Origin of the sequence: Endozoicomonas atrinae, assembly GCF_001647025.1 — a bacterium.
Lineage (GTDB): Bacteria > Pseudomonadota > Gammaproteobacteria > Pseudomonadales > Endozoicomonadaceae > Endozoicomonas > Endozoicomonas atrinae.
This window is the reverse complement of the sequence record NZ_LUKQ02000029.1, coordinates 22,260-38,565: the sequence shown is the minus strand read 5'-3', so window position 1 is coordinate 38,565 and position 16,306 is coordinate 22,260. Positions and strand designations below refer to the sequence as shown.

General features: G+C 49.3%; 15 protein-coding genes and 1 pseudogene. 11 read left to right on the top strand and 5 right to left on the bottom strand.

Going from position 1 to position 16,306, the window contains the following annotated elements; translation table 11 throughout:
- Window positions 1–751: 751 nt before the first annotated feature.
- Together AK963_RS06230 and AK963_RS06225 are read left to right on the top strand one after the other, a co-directional pair.
- On the top strand, window positions 752–1,831 hold the full coding sequence (locus tag AK963_RS06230) for a hypothetical protein (RefSeq protein ID WP_139117271.1): 1,080 nt from the start codon (window positions 752–754) through the stop codon (window positions 1,829–1,831).
- Window positions 1,832–2,099: 268 nt separating this feature from the next.
- Complete coding sequence (locus AK963_RS06225; RefSeq protein ID WP_066014594.1) at window positions 2,100–3,026, top strand: Dyp-type peroxidase; 927 nt, start codon at window positions 2,100–2,102, stop codon at window positions 3,024–3,026.
- Window positions 3,027–3,087: 61 nt separating this feature from the next.
- Here AK963_RS06225 and AK963_RS06220 read toward each other — a convergent pair whose 3' ends face one another.
- The 5 genes and pseudogenes from AK963_RS06220 to AK963_RS06200 form a co-directional block, all read right to left on the bottom strand.
- Entirely contained in the window at window positions 3,088–4,095 is a 1,008-nt protein-coding gene (locus AK963_RS06220) for an adenosine deaminase (protein ID WP_066014593.1), read from the bottom strand.
- An 84-nt stretch (window positions 4,096–4,179) separates the two neighbouring features.
- A pseudogene (add, locus tag AK963_RS35125) lies at window positions 4,180–5,009 on the bottom strand (adenosine deaminase).
- A gap of 105 nt (window positions 5,010–5,114) precedes the next feature.
- On the bottom strand, window positions 5,115–5,705 hold the full coding sequence (locus AK963_RS06205; protein WP_066014590.1) for an HD domain-containing protein: 591 nt from the start codon (window positions 5,703–5,705) through the stop codon (window positions 5,115–5,117).
- Between the two features lie 84 nt (window positions 5,706–5,789).
- Window positions 5,790–5,930, bottom strand: a complete 141-nt coding sequence (locus AK963_RS31850) for a hypothetical protein (RefSeq protein ID WP_139117270.1) — start codon at window positions 5,928–5,930, stop codon at window positions 5,790–5,792.
- 136 nt (window positions 5,931–6,066) lie between these two features.
- Complete coding sequence (locus AK963_RS06200) at window positions 6,067–6,714, bottom strand: alpha/beta family hydrolase (RefSeq protein ID WP_066014604.1); 648 nt, start codon at window positions 6,712–6,714, stop codon at window positions 6,067–6,069.
- Window positions 6,715–7,376: 662 nt separating this feature from the next.
- On the opposite strand from AK963_RS06200, the gene ccoN reads away from it, so the two are divergent.
- From ccoN to AK963_RS06155, 9 genes are all read left to right on the top strand, one after another.
- Window positions 7,377–8,819 carry a cytochrome-c oxidase, cbb3-type subunit I gene (ccoN, locus tag AK963_RS06195; protein WP_066014589.1) on the top strand — a complete coding sequence of 481 codons (1,443 nt, stop codon included), beginning with the start codon at window positions 7,377–7,379 and terminating at the stop codon, window positions 8,817–8,819.
- 5 nt (window positions 8,820–8,824) lie between these two features.
- Window positions 8,825–9,439, top strand: a complete 615-nt coding sequence (gene ccoO, locus AK963_RS06190; RefSeq protein ID WP_066014588.1) for a cytochrome-c oxidase, cbb3-type subunit II — start codon at window positions 8,825–8,827, stop codon at window positions 9,437–9,439.
- On the top strand, window positions 9,439–9,657 hold the full coding sequence (locus tag AK963_RS06185) for a CcoQ/FixQ family Cbb3-type cytochrome c oxidase assembly chaperone (RefSeq protein ID WP_066014587.1): 219 nt from the start codon (window positions 9,439–9,441) through the stop codon (window positions 9,655–9,657). The genes ccoO and AK963_RS06185 overlap by 1 nt, the downstream gene beginning before the upstream one ends.
- Window positions 9,658–9,659: 2 nt before the next feature.
- Window positions 9,660–10,556, top strand: a complete 897-nt coding sequence (gene ccoP / locus AK963_RS06180) for a cytochrome-c oxidase, cbb3-type subunit III (RefSeq protein WP_066014586.1) — start codon at window positions 9,660–9,662, stop codon at window positions 10,554–10,556.
- Between the two features lie 174 nt (window positions 10,557–10,730).
- Window positions 10,731–12,122 (top strand): cytochrome c oxidase accessory protein CcoG, encoded by a 1,392-nt coding sequence (gene ccoG / locus AK963_RS06175; protein WP_066014585.1) that lies wholly within the window; start codon window positions 10,731–10,733, stop codon window positions 12,120–12,122.
- A 15-nt stretch (window positions 12,123–12,137) separates the two neighbouring features.
- On the top strand, window positions 12,138–12,764 hold the full coding sequence (locus tag AK963_RS06170) for a FixH family protein (protein WP_066014584.1): 627 nt from the start codon (window positions 12,138–12,140) through the stop codon (window positions 12,762–12,764).
- Complete coding sequence (locus AK963_RS06165) at window positions 12,764–15,307, top strand: heavy metal translocating P-type ATPase (RefSeq protein WP_066014583.1); 2,544 nt, start codon at window positions 12,764–12,766, stop codon at window positions 15,305–15,307. The genes AK963_RS06170 and AK963_RS06165 overlap by 1 nt, the downstream gene beginning before the upstream one ends.
- Before the next feature lie 2 nt (window positions 15,308–15,309).
- Window positions 15,310–15,501 carry a cbb3-type cytochrome oxidase assembly protein CcoS gene (gene ccoS, locus AK963_RS06160; protein WP_066014582.1) on the top strand — a complete coding sequence of 64 codons (192 nt, stop codon included), beginning with the start codon at window positions 15,310–15,312 and terminating at the stop codon, window positions 15,499–15,501.
- An 86-nt stretch (window positions 15,502–15,587) separates the two neighbouring features.
- A complete protein-coding gene (locus AK963_RS06155) occupies window positions 15,588–16,295 on the top strand; it encodes a sulfite exporter TauE/SafE family protein (RefSeq protein ID WP_066014581.1) in 708 nt (235 codons plus the stop codon).
- Window positions 16,296–16,306: the final 11 nt, after the last annotated feature.

Genomic DNA, 16,306 nt, shown 5'->3' with positions numbered 1-16,306 from the left:
AGAGTCAGCTTAGTAAAATATTTAACTTTCTGGAACTATCAGACTTGCAGACCACCCCAAAAAGCTATACTTAACGACAGGTCATTTTGGACTGGTGTTTTGAGGACTTTTTACGCCGGTGATGACACCTTCCCACAAAGTTCACTGCTGAGCCTTTCCAGAGAACCAGTAGATCTTTATCGGAATCACCTTGTCCAGAGCAACAGGACTCTGAACATCAGCCAATGCTCGCTAATAGGTATCAGTTTGAAAGTATAGAAACCCCGTCAGATTTGCTGAAATCAGTAGTATTGCAAAAGACAAGCACCAAAGCACAACAGAAACAACTACGAGACAGGCTCCCCTCAAAAAAACGCTCCCAGCAAGTGTGGGAATGGGTGTTTCTGGAGCATTAAATCTGGTTGGAATGGCAGGAACTTCACCCACTCCTGCAGAAGAAGCCATGCTTTGTCTGTCTATTATTGGTACCGCCATTTTGCACACTGGCGGGTCGTATGAAACATTTTCAACGGCACAGGCCCAATGGCCAGATTTTTCTAAGAAAAACCGCTGCCAGAAATCCAAAGCGGTTATGCATCAAGTACTACTGGGGATACTCCCTTTTCTGGGATCACTCCCCGATGGAGCACTCACATTTTTAGGCATCTATTACCGAACGGGATGGGTTCCTCTGGCTGCTCCTTTGGCTATTCTGAACATCACAGCAGAGACCATCACCTTCACAACGCTTTTCAAAAGGCTGATTGGTTCAGTGCAGGACAGTAAATATCAATTATTCGAAGGCCCAGTAAAAGAACAGACTCGGCAATCGCTTATGCGGGTATTTGCTGCTCTGAAAAGTGGAGACAGTTCATGGGTTGATGAAAAATACCAGAGAGAGATTGAGACCATTCACTCCCTACTGAAGAACAACCGTAAACTTCGAACAGATTTAGCAAAAATGGTTATCCAGAGTCTTAATCAGGGCAAATCCATAACACAAGCCTTACAGGAATATTTCAATCAGCCCCATTATTACGAAAAACTTAAAGGTTTGGGAAAGGCTGTACTCTACATCACCTCCTCCATCGTTATATTCTTATACACTGCCAAATTTTTTGCTGCTAGAGGCCTTGTCTCTTCTATTGAGACTACAAATAATCTCAATGCGACTCTATTCAGCAACCAGACACTGTTGGAAAATTCAGGCACAGATTTTTCGAACTGTACCGCGTTCACCACAGAAGCATCTCCGATCATGACGGGTATGTTTAACTTTATAGGCTACTGCGGAGCAGTGTCATCCGTCTTTCTCGGCAATTCACTTTCCTTTTCCGTCGAAAAAATGTTCAAAAAAGGAGAAAACCTATACATTGCATTCCGTGAAAGTGAGCTGGTAAAAGAAATACAGGAACTCTTTTGTGAGCATTTAGGTATAAAGCTCCCTTCATTGATCATCTCTACCATCCTGGCATTCTGCTACCGGGGGATGGCCAACGCAAATACTGAATATCTTGCCAAACTACACGAGGCTGAACGGTGTGACATCTCAGGCTTTGGCAGTTACCTTCCAACCATGCCTGGCACCGAGTTCGTCGTCGTTAATGCCGCCTTTTTCACCTCTCTGGCCCTTTACTTTCTGCCACTGATGATGCTCCTAAGCTTACTCCCCTGTTGCCAAAAAGCACCCACTGATCAACATGATCCTGTTGATGGTCAAGCTGCAATAGCAATCCCTGAGATAACAATGACTAATCAAATAGAATTAGTCCCGGTTACACAGCCAACATATCAGACAACACCAACAGAAAGTACCGTTGACACAGGGAAGCATGTATTTGACTTGCTATGAGCAGCTATGCGTTATCATTCATAACCACTCCAAATAAATACCTACAAATTACATAAATGGCTGTATTGATCCCTGACAGTAATCAATATTCAGTCGTGGTAATATAATAGTTACCCAATAAAACCCGGTGGAGACTCATCCGGTCAGCAGCAATGGTCTGGTCATTACTTATCCACCGGTAAAAAACAGCAGTAACGGCCCATTCATCCAACGGCCGATAAAAAGCGTGACGGATAAATAAACTCACAGACTTTCAAGGTTTAAGACCATGCCAACGCCTCAGTCCGGCATCACTCCGGATGCCAATTCCGACGCTCATTTTTTGGTACTGACGATCAAAGAAAGTACCAGTGGCAGTCTGTCGCACATCCGCCAGACGCTATCGGGCATTCCTGAATTAACTCAAAGCCTGTCCAGTCAGTATCCAGATGCCAGGCTCAGCTCAACCATCAGTATTGGCAGTGATGCCTGGGAACAGCTGTATTCGAGCAGAAAACCTGCTGCACTGCGTCCATTTATGGCCGTCAAAGATGGTGACCGCGAAGCACCGGCAACAGCCGGTGACCTGTTCCTGCACATTCGCTCTGACCGCAAGGATGTGAATTACATTCTGATGAGCCAGTTGCTTCGCCAGCTTGGCAGCACTGTGCAAATTCAGGAAGACGTCAGTGGCTTCCGATATCTCGACAGCCGCGATCTCACCGGTTTTGTGGACGGTACTGAAAACCCGGAAGGTGATAACCGTGCCGCGGTTGCTATTGTTGGCGATGAAGACAGCTCATTTGCCGGTGGCAGCTATATCCACACACAACGTTACGTACACCATTTGAAAGAGTGGGAACAGTGTCCGCTGAAAGATCAGGAAACCATTATTGGCCGTACTAAAGAAGACAATATTGAGTTCAGTTCTGAAGAGAAGGCACCCATAGCCCATATCAAACGGGTCAATCTGAAAGATGAACATGGCAAAAGCATGGAGATTCTTCGCCATAGCATGCCTTATGGAGATGCCAGGGAATCAGGTCTGTTCTTTATTGCCTATGGAAAAACCCCTAAACATTTTAACCTGATGCTGAAAGCGATGATTAAAGCCGATGCTCATGGCCATTATGATCATCTGATGAACTTCTCCACCGCAGTCACCGGCTGCGCTTTCTTTGCACCCTCCATTGAGTTTCTTAAAGAAAACCGATAACCATAAAAAAGCACCTCCTTATGAGGTGCTTTTTTATATCCCTGGTTGCAGACCAGTTCGATCAACCACCCAGCATTCCATCCAATTCATTCACAAATGCATTAATCCGACTTTCAGGCAAATAACTGGCTCGGAATCCATTCTTTACCAGCGCAAGTACATCAGTTTTATCAAGATCAAAAGCATCGATCAGCGCATGGTAATTATCGTTCAGAAAGCCGCCGAAATACGCAGGATCATCTGAGTTTACAGTGACCAGAACCTCTTCTTTCAGTAGATCAATAATGTTGTGGTCTTCAATTTTATCGAAAACCCGAAGACGGACATTGGAAAGAGGGCAGACCGTTAAAGGAATCTGATGTTTTTTCAAATGCTCAACCAGCTGAGGATCATCCGTACAGCGGACACCGTGATCGATACGCATAGCCTGCATAGTTTCCAAACTGCCCCAGATAAGATCAGCTGCCCCCTCCTCTCCAGAATGCGTCTGCAGGTTATACCCTCTGCCTTTACCCAGCTCATAAAGCCGTTGAAATTTTTCCGGCGGATTACCTATCTCCGTGCTTGCCATTCCCAGGGCAACGAAGTCATCCGAATAGTCATCCGCCATGTTTAAAACAGCAATACACTCATCTTCCGTCGTATGCTTAAGTAAACTGAGAATCAATAAAACACTGATACCCCATGACTTGGCATCCGTAATAGCTCTTTTAAAGCCTGACATAAACACATCAAAATCGATGCCATTTGCCAGATAGGTCTGGGGTTCAACCATGATTTCTGTGTGGACAATATTGTCTTCCCGACACTTAACCAGGTAGTCCATCATCAAATGGTAGAAGTCATCTTCTTCCCTCAGGACGGAAGCTCCCAGGTAGTACAGGTCCAGAAAACTCTGCAAGTCCTCAAACTGATAGGCAGCTTTAACATCCTCAACGGTGCTATAGGGCAGATCAATGCCATTTTTCTTCGCCAACTGCAGCATACGTTCTGCCTGCAGACTACCATCAATGTGCATGTGCAGCTCAGCTTTCGGCAGCACAGATAACCACTCTGAAGTCATCGTCATAATCAGCCCCGCACCGTTGTGTTTCTTATCAGCTCTGGTTTACCAGAACCCTCTTTGTCATCATTTCGAGGATTCCTGAGAAAGTCAAATGACTACCGAAGAGGGGAAGCTGGCAACGTAGTTCTCCAGTTTCTTCAGGTACACCGCTTTTACATCGTCTGACAACCAGGCAATATCAAACGCATTTTTCGTCAGTTGAACAATTTCCTGTTGAGAAAAGTCACCTTCTTCTGCAAGTACCTGAAAGTTTTCGTTGATATAGGCTCGAAAGTAAGCAGGGTCATCGGAGTTAACGGTCACCTTTACCCCCTTACTGATCAGACTTCTGATCTCTTCGGAGGTAAAGGATTGCACCACGTAATGGTTAGAAACCGGACAGATGGTAAGACCAATCCCCCGATGCACCAGATCCAGGCACAGCTCTTCGTCTTCAAGCACATTGACACCATGATCAATCGATCCACACCAATCTGATCAAGACACTCTCTGGTATGAAGCAATGAATCCTGCTGGTTAACATCACAATGCATGGTCAACCGGAATCCATGCTTTCTGGCCTCAAAAAACACCTCAGCAAATTTGGAGGGAGGGTTTTCGCGCTCATCGGAGTCAAGTCCAACCCCAATAATCCAATGTTTATACGACAAGCTCATGTGCAAGTGCTCCATGGCACTTTCAGCGCTCATGTCGCGGAGAAAACACATGATGAGTCCTGACTCGATACCCAGCTCTTGCCGTGCGTCTTTCTGAGCACGGTGAATGCCTGAGATCACCGTTTCAAAGTCCACGCCCCGAGAAGTGTGAGCCTGAGGATCAAAAAACACTTCAGCATACACAACTCCTTCCGAAGCGGCTTTTTGAAAATATCGATAGGTAAGATCGTAGAAACCCTGCTCAGTCAGCAGGACCTGCATACCCGAATAATAAGCTGAGAGAGATGAAACTCTGCCCATCAACTGCTTGCTCCTTCAGAAATGGAGGAGCTTTCTTATCATTTTCCAAAAACTGACTACACGCCATTACTCTTTCAGCCAGCCTTTAATGACAGCTTCGTCAACAATCTGTTTCGCTTTTTCCCAAAGCACCTGGGACCCATCCTCGATACAACGATTGATTGTCAGGGCTTGCTCTTTTCTGACACCATGTTCCTGCCAACACTGACCATGAGTATGGTAGTTGAGTAACATGGCAATAATTCTGTCTAGTGCTTTCGCGAATTTTGCATCAGCACTCTGACCAGCTTCAAACTCTAGCCAAACGGCTTTCAGCTTTTCCCCCTGGTCTTCAGGAAGCATTCCAAAAAGTCGCGCTACAGCTGCAAGCTCCTTTTCCCCTTGTTTCGCTGAAGCAGCAGCATCGTACACAAAGGTATCCCCTGCATCGACTTCAACAACATCGTGTAACAACAGCATCTTAACAACTCTGGTGATATCTACTGGCTCATTGGTATATTCCTCCATAAGAATCGCCATTAAAGCCACATGCCAGCTGTGCTCAGCACTGTTTTCCAAACGCCCTCCTGCGCTTTTAACATGATTTCGCCTCAACACAGACTTGAGCTGATCCAGCTCTATCACCAGCGCCAGCTGTTTCTCCAGCCTAGAATTCATCACTTAGACCTCATTCATTTCGGCTAGGTAAGTATAATCTCCCCACTGGTCACTTAAGGAAGGCAGATCATTGAAATCATAAGATCAAACAATTGCTTCTGGCGTATTATGCTGCAATGTAATTCCATTTCTATTGACCAGTTCAAGGCAGTGCTCCGGCTCCAGAGTACCTTCAATATGGATATGCAGTTCCGCTTTTGGCAACCCTTCAATAAATTGACGCAAACCAATACACCTCATCAAATTAAACCAGTGAATAATTCGCTGTAGCAGTGTTAACTGCTACGTATTGAGCGAACCATCAATATAGTCTAGAAGCGACTGGAAGGTGATTATGTAAGAAGTAAAATAAAACACAGCATTAACCTCCAGCAAATTGCTTGATACGTTCAACAGCAAGCTTCAAATGGTCATTTTGTGTATAACCTGACGACACTCTTGGCTTCAAATCATGATTACCGTCAGGTAGCCAATCTATATTCACTGCCGATGAAAGTGAATAGGTGCTGACATTCTCAAGATTGCCCATGATATCTCGATCACCTTGAAGAATCAGCACAGGCGTTTGCAACTGCTCCAGATGCTCGGTACGGGGCTTATCCATTTTACCGGGGGCATAAAACGGATACCCAAGACAGACCACCCCTTTGAAAGGAAGCGTCATCTGATCCGCCTTATCACGAGCTTGGTCAGCAGCCAACAGAGTAGCCATTCGCCCCCCCATGGACTTTCCACCAATAAAAACCGGCTTTTGCACCTGTTCATACACAAGCTCGATTGCCTGCTTCCAACAGGCCAGCAGTTTTGGCTGCCGATCCGGCGGACGCTTTGAGCCCGTTTCACGTCGTTGCTGCATGTAATCAAATTCAAACCGTACGACAGTGATCCCTGAACTGTATAAGAGCTCAGCTATACGTTCCATAAAGTCACTGTTCATTCCTGCTCCGGCACCATGCGCAAGAATAAGAACTTCCGAATCGTTTCCGGCTTTATTCCATACCAGTTCCAAGAAAGCCTCCAACAAAAATCTATTTTTTTATTTCAAAAAAGTCTGATTGACATTCACCATTATGGTTCGGCCAAATGCCTTTATACATACAGCCTTCAGCGATTTCAGTGGTCACAAAGACGAACAGAACGTACCAGTAAAGACCGAAAAAGCATTAGCAGGCACCCTTATATTTCTGTATGATTGCCACGGGATCGCCGGAGTATTGCATATATACTCGCGATAACCAGATGAGGATAAAAGAAGTCAGAACTGTTGGTACACCAAAGCCTGTTTAAAAGGTTGGCAAGGGGAAAGCAGGAACTGGTGCTTTAATTTTCCAATGGGGTTGTGCACTCAATGCTGTGGCTAATGCCAGAGCGTATAGCAAACCAGCACTATCATACGGGAAAAAACATAAAAAACAGCACGTAAATTCTGCTTTTGCAAATCGTTTACAAGGAAGAAGGCAGAAACCCTGTGGTCAAGGCTTTTACAACGACTGACTATCAGGTACTTCAGCCCCAAACAGGCAAACGGCTAAAACTACAACAACTCTGTTTAGAACAGAAGCAACTGGCTCATTTTTTGATCGGATATTGATCCAGATCAATACATCCTCACTTCGGTTTACCCACAATAACCACCAATCTCATAAGTATAACCCGAAGGTAACATGGAGCATGAGCACTGCAACGTTACAGCCGACCTATAACTACAAGGTAGTTCGGCAGTTTGCCATCATGGCCGTGGTCTGGGGAGTTGTTGGTATGGCGGTAGGCCTGCTGATTGCCTCTCAGATGGTCTTTCCTGAACTAAACCTGGGCCTGCCCTGGACCAGCTTTGGACGCTTGAGGCCACTGCATACCAATGCGGTGATTTTTGCGTTTGGCGGCTGTGTCCTGTTCGCAACGTCCTACTACATCGTCCAGCGCACCTGTCAAACGACACTGGCCATGCCAGGGCTCGCCGCTTTCACCTTCTGGGGGTGGCAGCTGGTGATTGTTGCTGCCGCGATTACTCTCCCCCTGGGCATAACCTCCTCCAAAGAGTACGCCGAGCTTGAGTGGCCGATTGATATTCTGATTGCCATTGTCTGGGTCAGTTACGCGCTGGTCTTCTTTGGCACCATAATGAAGCGCAAGAGCAAACACATCTATGTGGCTAACTGGTTCTTTGGCGCATTTATTATTACGGTTGCAGTGCTCCATATTGTTAACAGCGCTTCCCTGCCTGTCAGCCTGACCAAGTCTTACTCTGCCTATGCTGGTGCCATGGATGCCATGATCCAGTGGTGGTATGGCCACAATGCGGTAGGTTTCTTCCTGACTGCAGGTTTCCTGGGCATGATGTACTACTTCGTGCCAAAACAGGCCGAGCGTCCGGTTTACTCCTATCGTCTGTCCATCGTGCACTTCTGGGCACTGGTTGCCATCTATATCTGGGCTGGCCCACACCACCTGCACTACACCGCACTGCCTGACTGGGCTCAGAGCCTGGGCATGGTAATGTCCTTGGTACTGCTTGCTCCTTCCTGGGGTGGCATGATCAACGGCATAATGACCCTCTCCGGTGCATGGCATAAACTGCGGACCGACCCGATCCTGCGCTTCCTGGTGGTTTCCCTTTCCTTCTATGGTATGTCTACCTTCGAAGGACCGATGATGGCCATCAAGACCGTTAACGCCCTGTCTCACTACACTGACTGGACTATTGGTCATGTACACTCTGGAGCCTTGGGCTGGGTAGCCATGGTATCGTTTGGTTCTCTTTATCATCTGATCCCAAAACTGTACGGCAAACAGCAGATGTACAGCGTGGGCCTGATCAATACGCACTTCTGGCTGGCAACCATCGGCACCGTACTTTACATCGTTGCCATGTGGGTGAACGGTATCACTCAGGGTCTGATGTGGCGCGCAGTGAACGAAGACGGCACCCTGACCTACAGCTTCATTGAGTCCGTAGAAGCCAGTGGCTTCGGCTACATTGTCCGCGCTATTGGTGGCGCCTTCTTTGTTCTTGGCATGCTGATAATGGCTTACAACGTATACCGTACTGCCAGTGAATCGGAGGATGACTCCCTCGAACTCAACCCGACCACTGCGCCGGTTGAAGGGAGATAATAATAATGGCTAGCAAGCACGATATTGTTGAAAAGAATCTTGGCCTGATGGTGATACTGGTGGTAGTTGCCATCAGTTTTGGCTCCCTGGTTGAGATCGTCCCGCTCTTTTTCCAGAAAGAGACCACTCAGCCCGTTGATGGCCTGAAGCCCTACAACGCAATGCAGCTGGAAGGTCGAGACATATACATCCGAGAGGGCTGCGCAGGCTGCCATTCCCAGATGATCCGGCCACTGCGCGCCGAGGTTGAGCGTTATGGACACTACTCGGTCGCCGGTGAGTCTGTTTATGACTACCCATTCCTCTGGGGTTCCAAGCGTACTGGCCCAGACCTTGCGCGGGTTGGTGGTCGCTACTCTGATGACTGGCACCGTGCTCACCTGATCAATCCACGTGACCTGGTGCCTCAGTCCATCATGCCCGCTTACCCATTCCTGGCGGACAACAAGCTGGATGGAAAGCTGACGGCAAGAAAGATGGAAACGTTACGCACACTGGGTGTTCCTTATACCGATGAAGATATTGCCGGCGCCAAAGATGCTGTAAAAGGGCAAACCGAGCTGGATGCTCTGGTGGCTTATCTCCAGGGGCTGGGCACCGTTATTTCGAGTAAACGCTGATGGATATCAATACGATTCGAGGACTGGCGACACTGGTCGCCCTGATCGCATTTCTATCGGTGGTCTTCTGGGCATACAGCAGCAGACGTAAAGGCGACTTTGATGAAGCCGCCTCCTTGCCATTTGCTGATGACTCGGAAGCTGGTGCTCTTGATGCCGATGCAACAAACAGCCACCGGGAAACCCATAAGAACTCCCAGAAAAGAGGAGTAGCATAACGATGAGTAATTTCTGGCACTGGTGGATCGTGTTACTGACCTCCGCCTGCCTTGTACTGGTCACCTGGGTTCTGTTTTCAACTCGTAAGGCCCAGCGCAAGGAAATGACCGAAGAGACCACCGGTCACGCTTATGATGGCATTGAGGAATATGATAACCCTCTGCCCCACTGGTGGTTCATCATGTTCATAGCCACTCTGGTATTTACCGTTGGCTATCTGATTCTCTACCCGGGCATGGGTAAGTGGGAAGGCGTCCTTGGCTGGACTCAGGTTAAAGAGCTGGAACAGGATCAACAGAAGCATGACCGCAAGTATGCTCCTGAATTTGCCCGCTACGCTGCCACCCCGATTGAGGAACTAATTAAAAATCCGAAGGCCCTGAAAATGGGTGAGCGGGTATTTATCAACAACTGTGCGCTTTGTCACGGCATGGATGCCGGCGGTAACTTCGGCTTCCCAAATCTTGCCGACAGCGACTGGCTCTACGGTGGTTCACCTGACGCTATTAAAGCAAGTATTGCTCACGGCCGTCAGGGGCAGATGCCTGCCTGGGGTGCCGTTATTGGTGATAAAGGTGTGAAGCAGGTTGCCAGCTACACCCGTGAACTGTCCGGCATCGATACCGGTGCCAGCGAAGAGGATCTGGAAGCGGGCAAAAAGATCTTCAGTACAACCTGTGCTGTTTGTCATAACTCGGATGGCACCGGCAACTTTGCCCTGGGCGCTCCGAACCTGACCAACAATACCTGGCTGTACGGATCAAGCCAGGCTCAAGTGGAATACACCATCCGTCAGGGACGAAATGGCGTTATGCCACCATGGAAAGACATTCTCGGCGAAGAGAAAGTTCACCTGGTGACTGCTTATGTCTACAGCCTGACCCACAAGGCTGAATAGCCTTGATGCCGGGAGCCTGTCGGACTTTTTCTCGCTACGGCAGGTTAAGTCCGACAGGCTCCTGGAAGAGCACAAAGGACCTTTGTGCTCTTCCCCCTTTTAAAAGGCTTATATAAGCCCAGAGGGGTTCCTTGCTGAAAATCCATAAAAACCTTACCGGTATATTTGGGCGCTATGAACAAACACAATGCCAATCAGGAACCGGAACTGATCGATCTCTATCAGAAACCTGACAAGATCTATACCAGAAGTTTCTCAGGCCGCTTTCGAACACTTCGCCTGGCTGGCGGTACATTCCTCTTCTTACTTTTTTTTGGCACCTGCTGGATCAACCTTAATGGTCGCCAGGCCATTCTCTTTGACCTGCCCGCCAGACAATTTCACATCTTCGGCACCACCTACTGGCCCCAGGACTTTATCCTGCTCTCCTGGCTACTGATTATCTGCGCCTTTGGCCTGTTTGCATTAACGGTTTTTGCCGGACGAATCTGGTGCGGATACACCTGCCCCCAAAGCGTCTTCACCTGGGTATTCATGTGGGCAGAGCGGATTACCGAAGGGGAACGAAACCGCAGAATGAAGATGGACAAAGAGCCCATGTCCCTTGAGAAATTTCTGCGCAAGAGTGCCAAACACATTCTCTGGCTGAGTGTCGCTTTTGCTACAGCACTCACCTTTGTCGGTTATTTCATTCCTGTCCGGCAACTGGTATTTGATATAGCCGCACTTGACGTTGCCCCCTGGGGCGTTTTCTGGCTCGGCTTCTTCACCCTGGCAACCTATGGTAATGCAGGATATCTCCGGGAGCAGGTCTGCATTTACATGTGTCCATACGCCCGCTTCCAGAGCGTCATGTTTGACAATGATACGCTGGTCGTTGCTTACGACAAAGACCGCGGAGAACAGCGTGGCCCTCGCAAGAAAAGCGCTGACCACAAAAGCAAGGGGCTCGGTGACTGCGTGGACTGCAGTGTCTGCGTGCAGGTCTGCCCCACTGGCATCGATATCCGTGATGGGCTCCAATATCAATGCATAGGCTGTGCTGCCTGCATCGACGCCTGCGATACCATCATGGACAAGATGGGCTATGACAAGGGCTTGATACGCTACACCACCGACAACGAACTTGCAGGCCAGAAGACCCATTGGCTTCGCCCCCGTCTAATCGGGTATAGTTCAGCATTATTTATCATGATCTGCCTGTTTATCTTCAGCCTTGGCCATCGCATTCCGCTGGAGCTGGAAGTACTCAGGGATAGAAATGTACTTTACCGGGTCATAAGTGATGACCAGGTAGAAAATATCTACACACTGAAAGTCGCTAACAAAGACCAGCAGCCCCATGAAATCAAAATACAGGTGGCTGGTATTGAGAACCTGAAAATAGCGGGCAAAACCGCCATTGTGGTAGAGCCAGGCAGTGTGGAGCAGGAAATCATCAGGGTTATCGCTCCTTTGATTGATGGAGCCCCCACCACACGGCCGGTTCGCTTCAGCATCAGCTCCAGTCAACCCGGACTGGAAGCCATTACCGCTGAAAGCCGATTTATGGTGCCCGGACGATAGAGGAAACCCTGTACCATGACGCAGTCGACAACGAGAGATACTCTGACAGGAAGCCACCCTTCTGCTCATAAAGAACCATTTACCCCCTGGTACCGAGAGCCCTGGGCATGGTATATCGTGGGCATTCTGATGGTAACGTTTGCCTGGGGTAGCTTCCAGGTCTACACCGCGTTCACTCATCAGGACAGCGTGGTCATTGATGACTATTACAAGAATGGTAAAACCATCAATCAGGACATGACCCGGATTGAAAATGCCCGCACCATGGCCGTTGAAGGCACACTGACCATTGATGAGCTGATCGGTGAAGTAAGAGTCAAGATGCAGGGAGCCCCAGATGCCTGGCCTCAACAGCTTAAACTCAGTTTTCTCTCCCCGGTCTTTAAAGACAAAGACAAAGCCATCATGCTGACCCGATCCTTCGGCATCTCTTCGAATGTAGCCTCTGAGGCTACGCAACCTGAACAAAACCCGATCTATGTCGGCCAGTTGGAAGAGCTGGTTGCCGGTCGTTACTACCTGCAACTGGAAACTCTGGACGAATTGATTCCGGAAGTGGGTTATGAAACAGGCTGGAAGATCACACTGGAGGCCATCGTCTCACCGGAAACCCCAATTACCCTGAAAAATCCGGATGCCTGATGACCGATACCCATTGCTTTCATTGCACACTGCCGGTCAGTGAACCGGTCGTTTTTTTTGCAGAAGTTGAAGGAACACAGCAGCCCATGTGCTGTCCGGGCTGCAAGGCCGTGACCGAAGCTATCGTTGCCGGTGGACTTGAGAATTATTACCAGCACCGAACCGAAAGCGCCAACCAGGTCAATGACCTGAATCAGCGACTGCAGGAAGAGCTGCAGATCTATGACCGTGAAGCCGTGCAAAAGGATTTTGTCAGACCTGCTGACCTGGCATCCAACAACCGAGAAGAGCATCAAAGCGACCACCTGACTGCCAACCTGCTGATTGATGGCATCACCTGTGCTGCCTGTGTCTGGTTACTGGAAAACCACCTGGAAGCACTGGAAGGGGTTGAGCAGGTCAATGTAAACCTCAGTACTCATGAGGCACAGATCACCTGGTCTAACAGCGAGATCCCCTTAAGCTCGATTCTGCTGGAAATTCACAGAATCGGTTATAAGGCGTTCCCATGGCGTGCCGACCAGCAGGAAGCCCTGCTGAAAAAAGAAAACCGAACCTTTATACGTCGCCTTGCTGTTGCGGGTATTGGCGCCATGCAGGTAATGATGTATGCCATCGCTCTCTATTCAGGCGCGATCAGTGAAGATATGCCGGAAATTTACCGGGACCTGATCCGGATCTTCAGTGCCGTAATCGCGACCCCTGTCGTTTTGTACTCGGCAGCCCCTTTCTTCAAGGCGGCCTGGCGGGATATAAAAATAAGACATCTTGGTATGGACGTTCCGGTATCAATTGCTATTGGCGGTGCCTACCTTGCCAGCCTGTGGGCAACCTTCTCCGTTTATTTCTTCGCTGAAGGCTCCAGTGGCGAAGTCTATTATGACTCTGTCTCCATGTTCACCTTCTTCCTGCTGACTGGCCGCTATCTTGAACTTCGCGCCCGACATGCAACCGCCAGGGCTGCTCGCGCGCTGACCAACCTGCTGCCTCCCAGCTGCCTGAAAGAGGTCAATGGACAGTATGAGCGAGTCCCGGTTGCGGACCTGCAACCAAACGATAAGGTAAGAATTCTTCCCGGTGACGCCATTCCTGCAGATGGCATCCTGATCAGTGGCTCCACCAGCGTTAATGAAGCCATGCTGACCGGAGAATACCTGCCCATCGAAAAACAGCCCGGCGATACGCTTCTGTGCAGCAGTATCAATGTGGATCACCCTATTGAGCTTAAGGTGTCCAAAGTCGGCGAAGAGACCCGGGTAGCCGGCATTATCCAGCTGCTGCAAAGGGCGCAGCAGGATAAACCCGTTATCGCCAAGATTGCCGACAAGGTGGCCGGCTGGTTTGTTGCCTGTGTTTTGCTGGTCGCCATTTGCGTCTACTGGGGCTGGTCTGGCATTGCTCCCGAAGATGCGTTCTGGATTACCCTTTCGGTACTGGTGGTTACCTGCCCCTGTGCACTGTCTCTGGCGACTCCAGCAGCACTGACCGCTGCCACTGGCTACCTGCACCGACTTGGTCTGCTGGTTACCCGTGGTCATGTTCTGGAAGGGCTGAAAACCATCGACCATGTGATCTTTGATAAAACAGGCACCTTAACCAAAGGTGAACTCTCACTGAGCCAGGTCGTTCCTCTCGATAACTGCAACCACTCAACAGAGGCATTGCTCCAACGGGCTGCAGTCCTGGAGGCACACTCTGAGCACCCTATTGCCAAAGCCTTCCTCTTCAAAGTGGATTCGCTTGATGAGCAGGCTCATGATGTTAAGAATCATCTTGGTCAGGGGATAGAAGGAACCATTGATAGCCGTCTTTATCGTATTGGACGGCCAGATTTTGCCTTCACCTCCGGCAAGCTGGCAACACCTGAGCAGGATGGGCAATGGCTGCTGATGTCTGAAAGTACTGATCAGAAATCCTGGCAACCACTATGCTGGTTCAGAATTACCGACAGCCTGCGCCCTGAGGCTGCTAATACGATCCGTCGACTCCACCAGATGGGTAAAACCGTCACACTATTAAGTGGCGATGCCGAGCCTGTTGTCGCTTCGACGGCTGAATCTCTGGGTATACGGCAGTGGAAGTCCGAAAGCAGCCCGGATGACAAGTTGCACTATATCCAGAAACTGCAGAGCCAAGGCCATAAGGTCTTAATGGTGGGTGATGGCATCAACGATGTTCCCGTTCTGGCTGGTGCAGATATCTCCATGGCCATGGGCAACGCCTCTGACCTGGCTCGCACCAGTGCTGACGCAGTGTTGATTTCCGGGAACCTTGAACGACTGGCAGATGCCTTTAACCTCACCGTCAGAACCCGGAAAATTATCCGTCAAAACCTGGCATGGTCCCTTGGCTATAACCTGGCTGCACTACCTCTGGCCGCTGCAGGCATGATTGCTCCATGGATGGCGGCTACCGGCATGGCACTCAGCTCACTGATTGTTGTGGCCAATGCCCTGCGACTAAACCGCCCAGGCAAACTGGTCAAGGAGCTGGACCAATCAGAAGAAGCTTATGCACACCTTGAATCCAGAGGAGCTGCCTGACCATGGAAAGCCTCATTATCCTGATACCTCTGGCTCTGATCCTGATCGCTGTAGCGATCAAAGTATTCTTCTGGGCTGTCGACAATGGTCAGTTTGACGACCTTGAAGGACCTGCGCACAGCATTCTTTTTGACGAGCCTCAACGCCCTCAACCATCAAAGAGTGATAAAACAGGCTCTTCAATAACAAAGTAATCCATTCACCCACGCTACTTAATAATAGTGCGAGACGGGATAGCCGCCTGCATTTCAATAGCAAGGAAAATACAAGGCAGTAATGTATGACCATCAATGAAGTGCCCACTCTACTTTCAGCGTTGACTCTGGGGGTACTTGGCAGTGCCCACTGTATCGGAATGTGTGGTGGCATCACCTCTGCGCTCAGTCTTTCCCTGGAAGGCAAGTCGCGGTCACAGATCTTCTGGCTGATGCTGACCTATCATCTTGGGCGGGTTACCAGTTACGGCATTGCCGGCTTCCTTCTGGCCAGCATCGGCTGGTATCTGGGAGGCATCAGTCCGGAAGTAAAGATGGGGCTGCGCTACTTTGCGGCCATAATGCTGATCGCTATGGGGCTTTATCTGACGGGTTGGTGGCGTGGCTTGACTCATCTGGAAAAGATCGGACATAAGCTCTGGCAACATATCCAGCCCAAGGCCCAAGCTTTGCTTCCCATCAATAATTTCCCCAATGCTCTGGCTGTTGGCATGCTCTGGGGATGGTTACCCTGCGGACTGGTTTATAGCACACTGGCCTGGAGTGCCACTCAGGGGCAACCTGTACAGGGTGCACTGTTAATGGCCTCATTCGGTATCGGCACCATACCCTCAGTTTTCTTGCTCGGCGCTTTCTCCAGACAACTCAGCGGTATCATTCAAGCCAGCATCACCCGCAACCTCGCTGGTTTGCTGATCATCCTTTTTGGGTTGTGGTCTATGCCGGGCGCGCACCAGAAATGGTTGATGTCGATGATGCATAACATGGGATAATTTCACACTTT

What these genes read in the sequence shown, in the direction of transcription:
- AK963_RS06205 (WP_066014590.1), bottom strand. Translation starts at nt 5,705, where the DNA reads ATGAATTCTAGGCTGGAGAAACAGCTGGCGCTGGTGATAGAGCTGGAT.
- AK963_RS06155 (WP_066014581.1), top strand. Translation starts at nt 15,588, where the DNA reads ATGACCATCAATGAAGTGCCCACTCTACTTTCAGCGTTGACTCTGGGG.
- AK963_RS06185 (WP_066014587.1), top strand. Translation starts at nt 9,439, where the DNA reads ATGGATATCAATACGATTCGAGGACTGGCGACACTGGTCGCCCTGATC.
- AK963_RS06225 (WP_066014594.1), top strand. Translation starts at nt 2,100, where the DNA reads ATGCCAACGCCTCAGTCCGGCATCACTCCGGATGCCAATTCCGACGCT.
- ccoN (WP_066014589.1), top strand. Translation starts at nt 7,377, where the DNA reads ATGAGCACTGCAACGTTACAGCCGACCTATAACTACAAGGTAGTTCGG.
- AK963_RS06170 (WP_066014584.1), top strand. Translation starts at nt 12,138, where the DNA reads ATGACGCAGTCGACAACGAGAGATACTCTGACAGGAAGCCACCCTTCT.
- AK963_RS06220 (WP_066014593.1), bottom strand. Translation starts at nt 4,095, where the DNA reads ATGACGATGACTTCAGAGTGGTTATCTGTGCTGCCGAAAGCTGAGCTG.
- ccoS (WP_066014582.1), top strand. Translation starts at nt 15,310, where the DNA reads ATGGAAAGCCTCATTATCCTGATACCTCTGGCTCTGATCCTGATCGCT.
- ccoG (WP_066014585.1), top strand. Translation starts at nt 10,731, where the DNA reads ATGAACAAACACAATGCCAATCAGGAACCGGAACTGATCGATCTCTAT.
- ccoP (WP_066014586.1), top strand. Translation starts at nt 9,660, where the DNA reads ATGAGTAATTTCTGGCACTGGTGGATCGTGTTACTGACCTCCGCCTGC.
- ccoO (WP_066014588.1), top strand. Translation starts at nt 8,825, where the DNA reads ATGGCTAGCAAGCACGATATTGTTGAAAAGAATCTTGGCCTGATGGTG.
- AK963_RS06165 (WP_066014583.1), top strand. Translation starts at nt 12,764, where the DNA reads ATGACCGATACCCATTGCTTTCATTGCACACTGCCGGTCAGTGAACCG.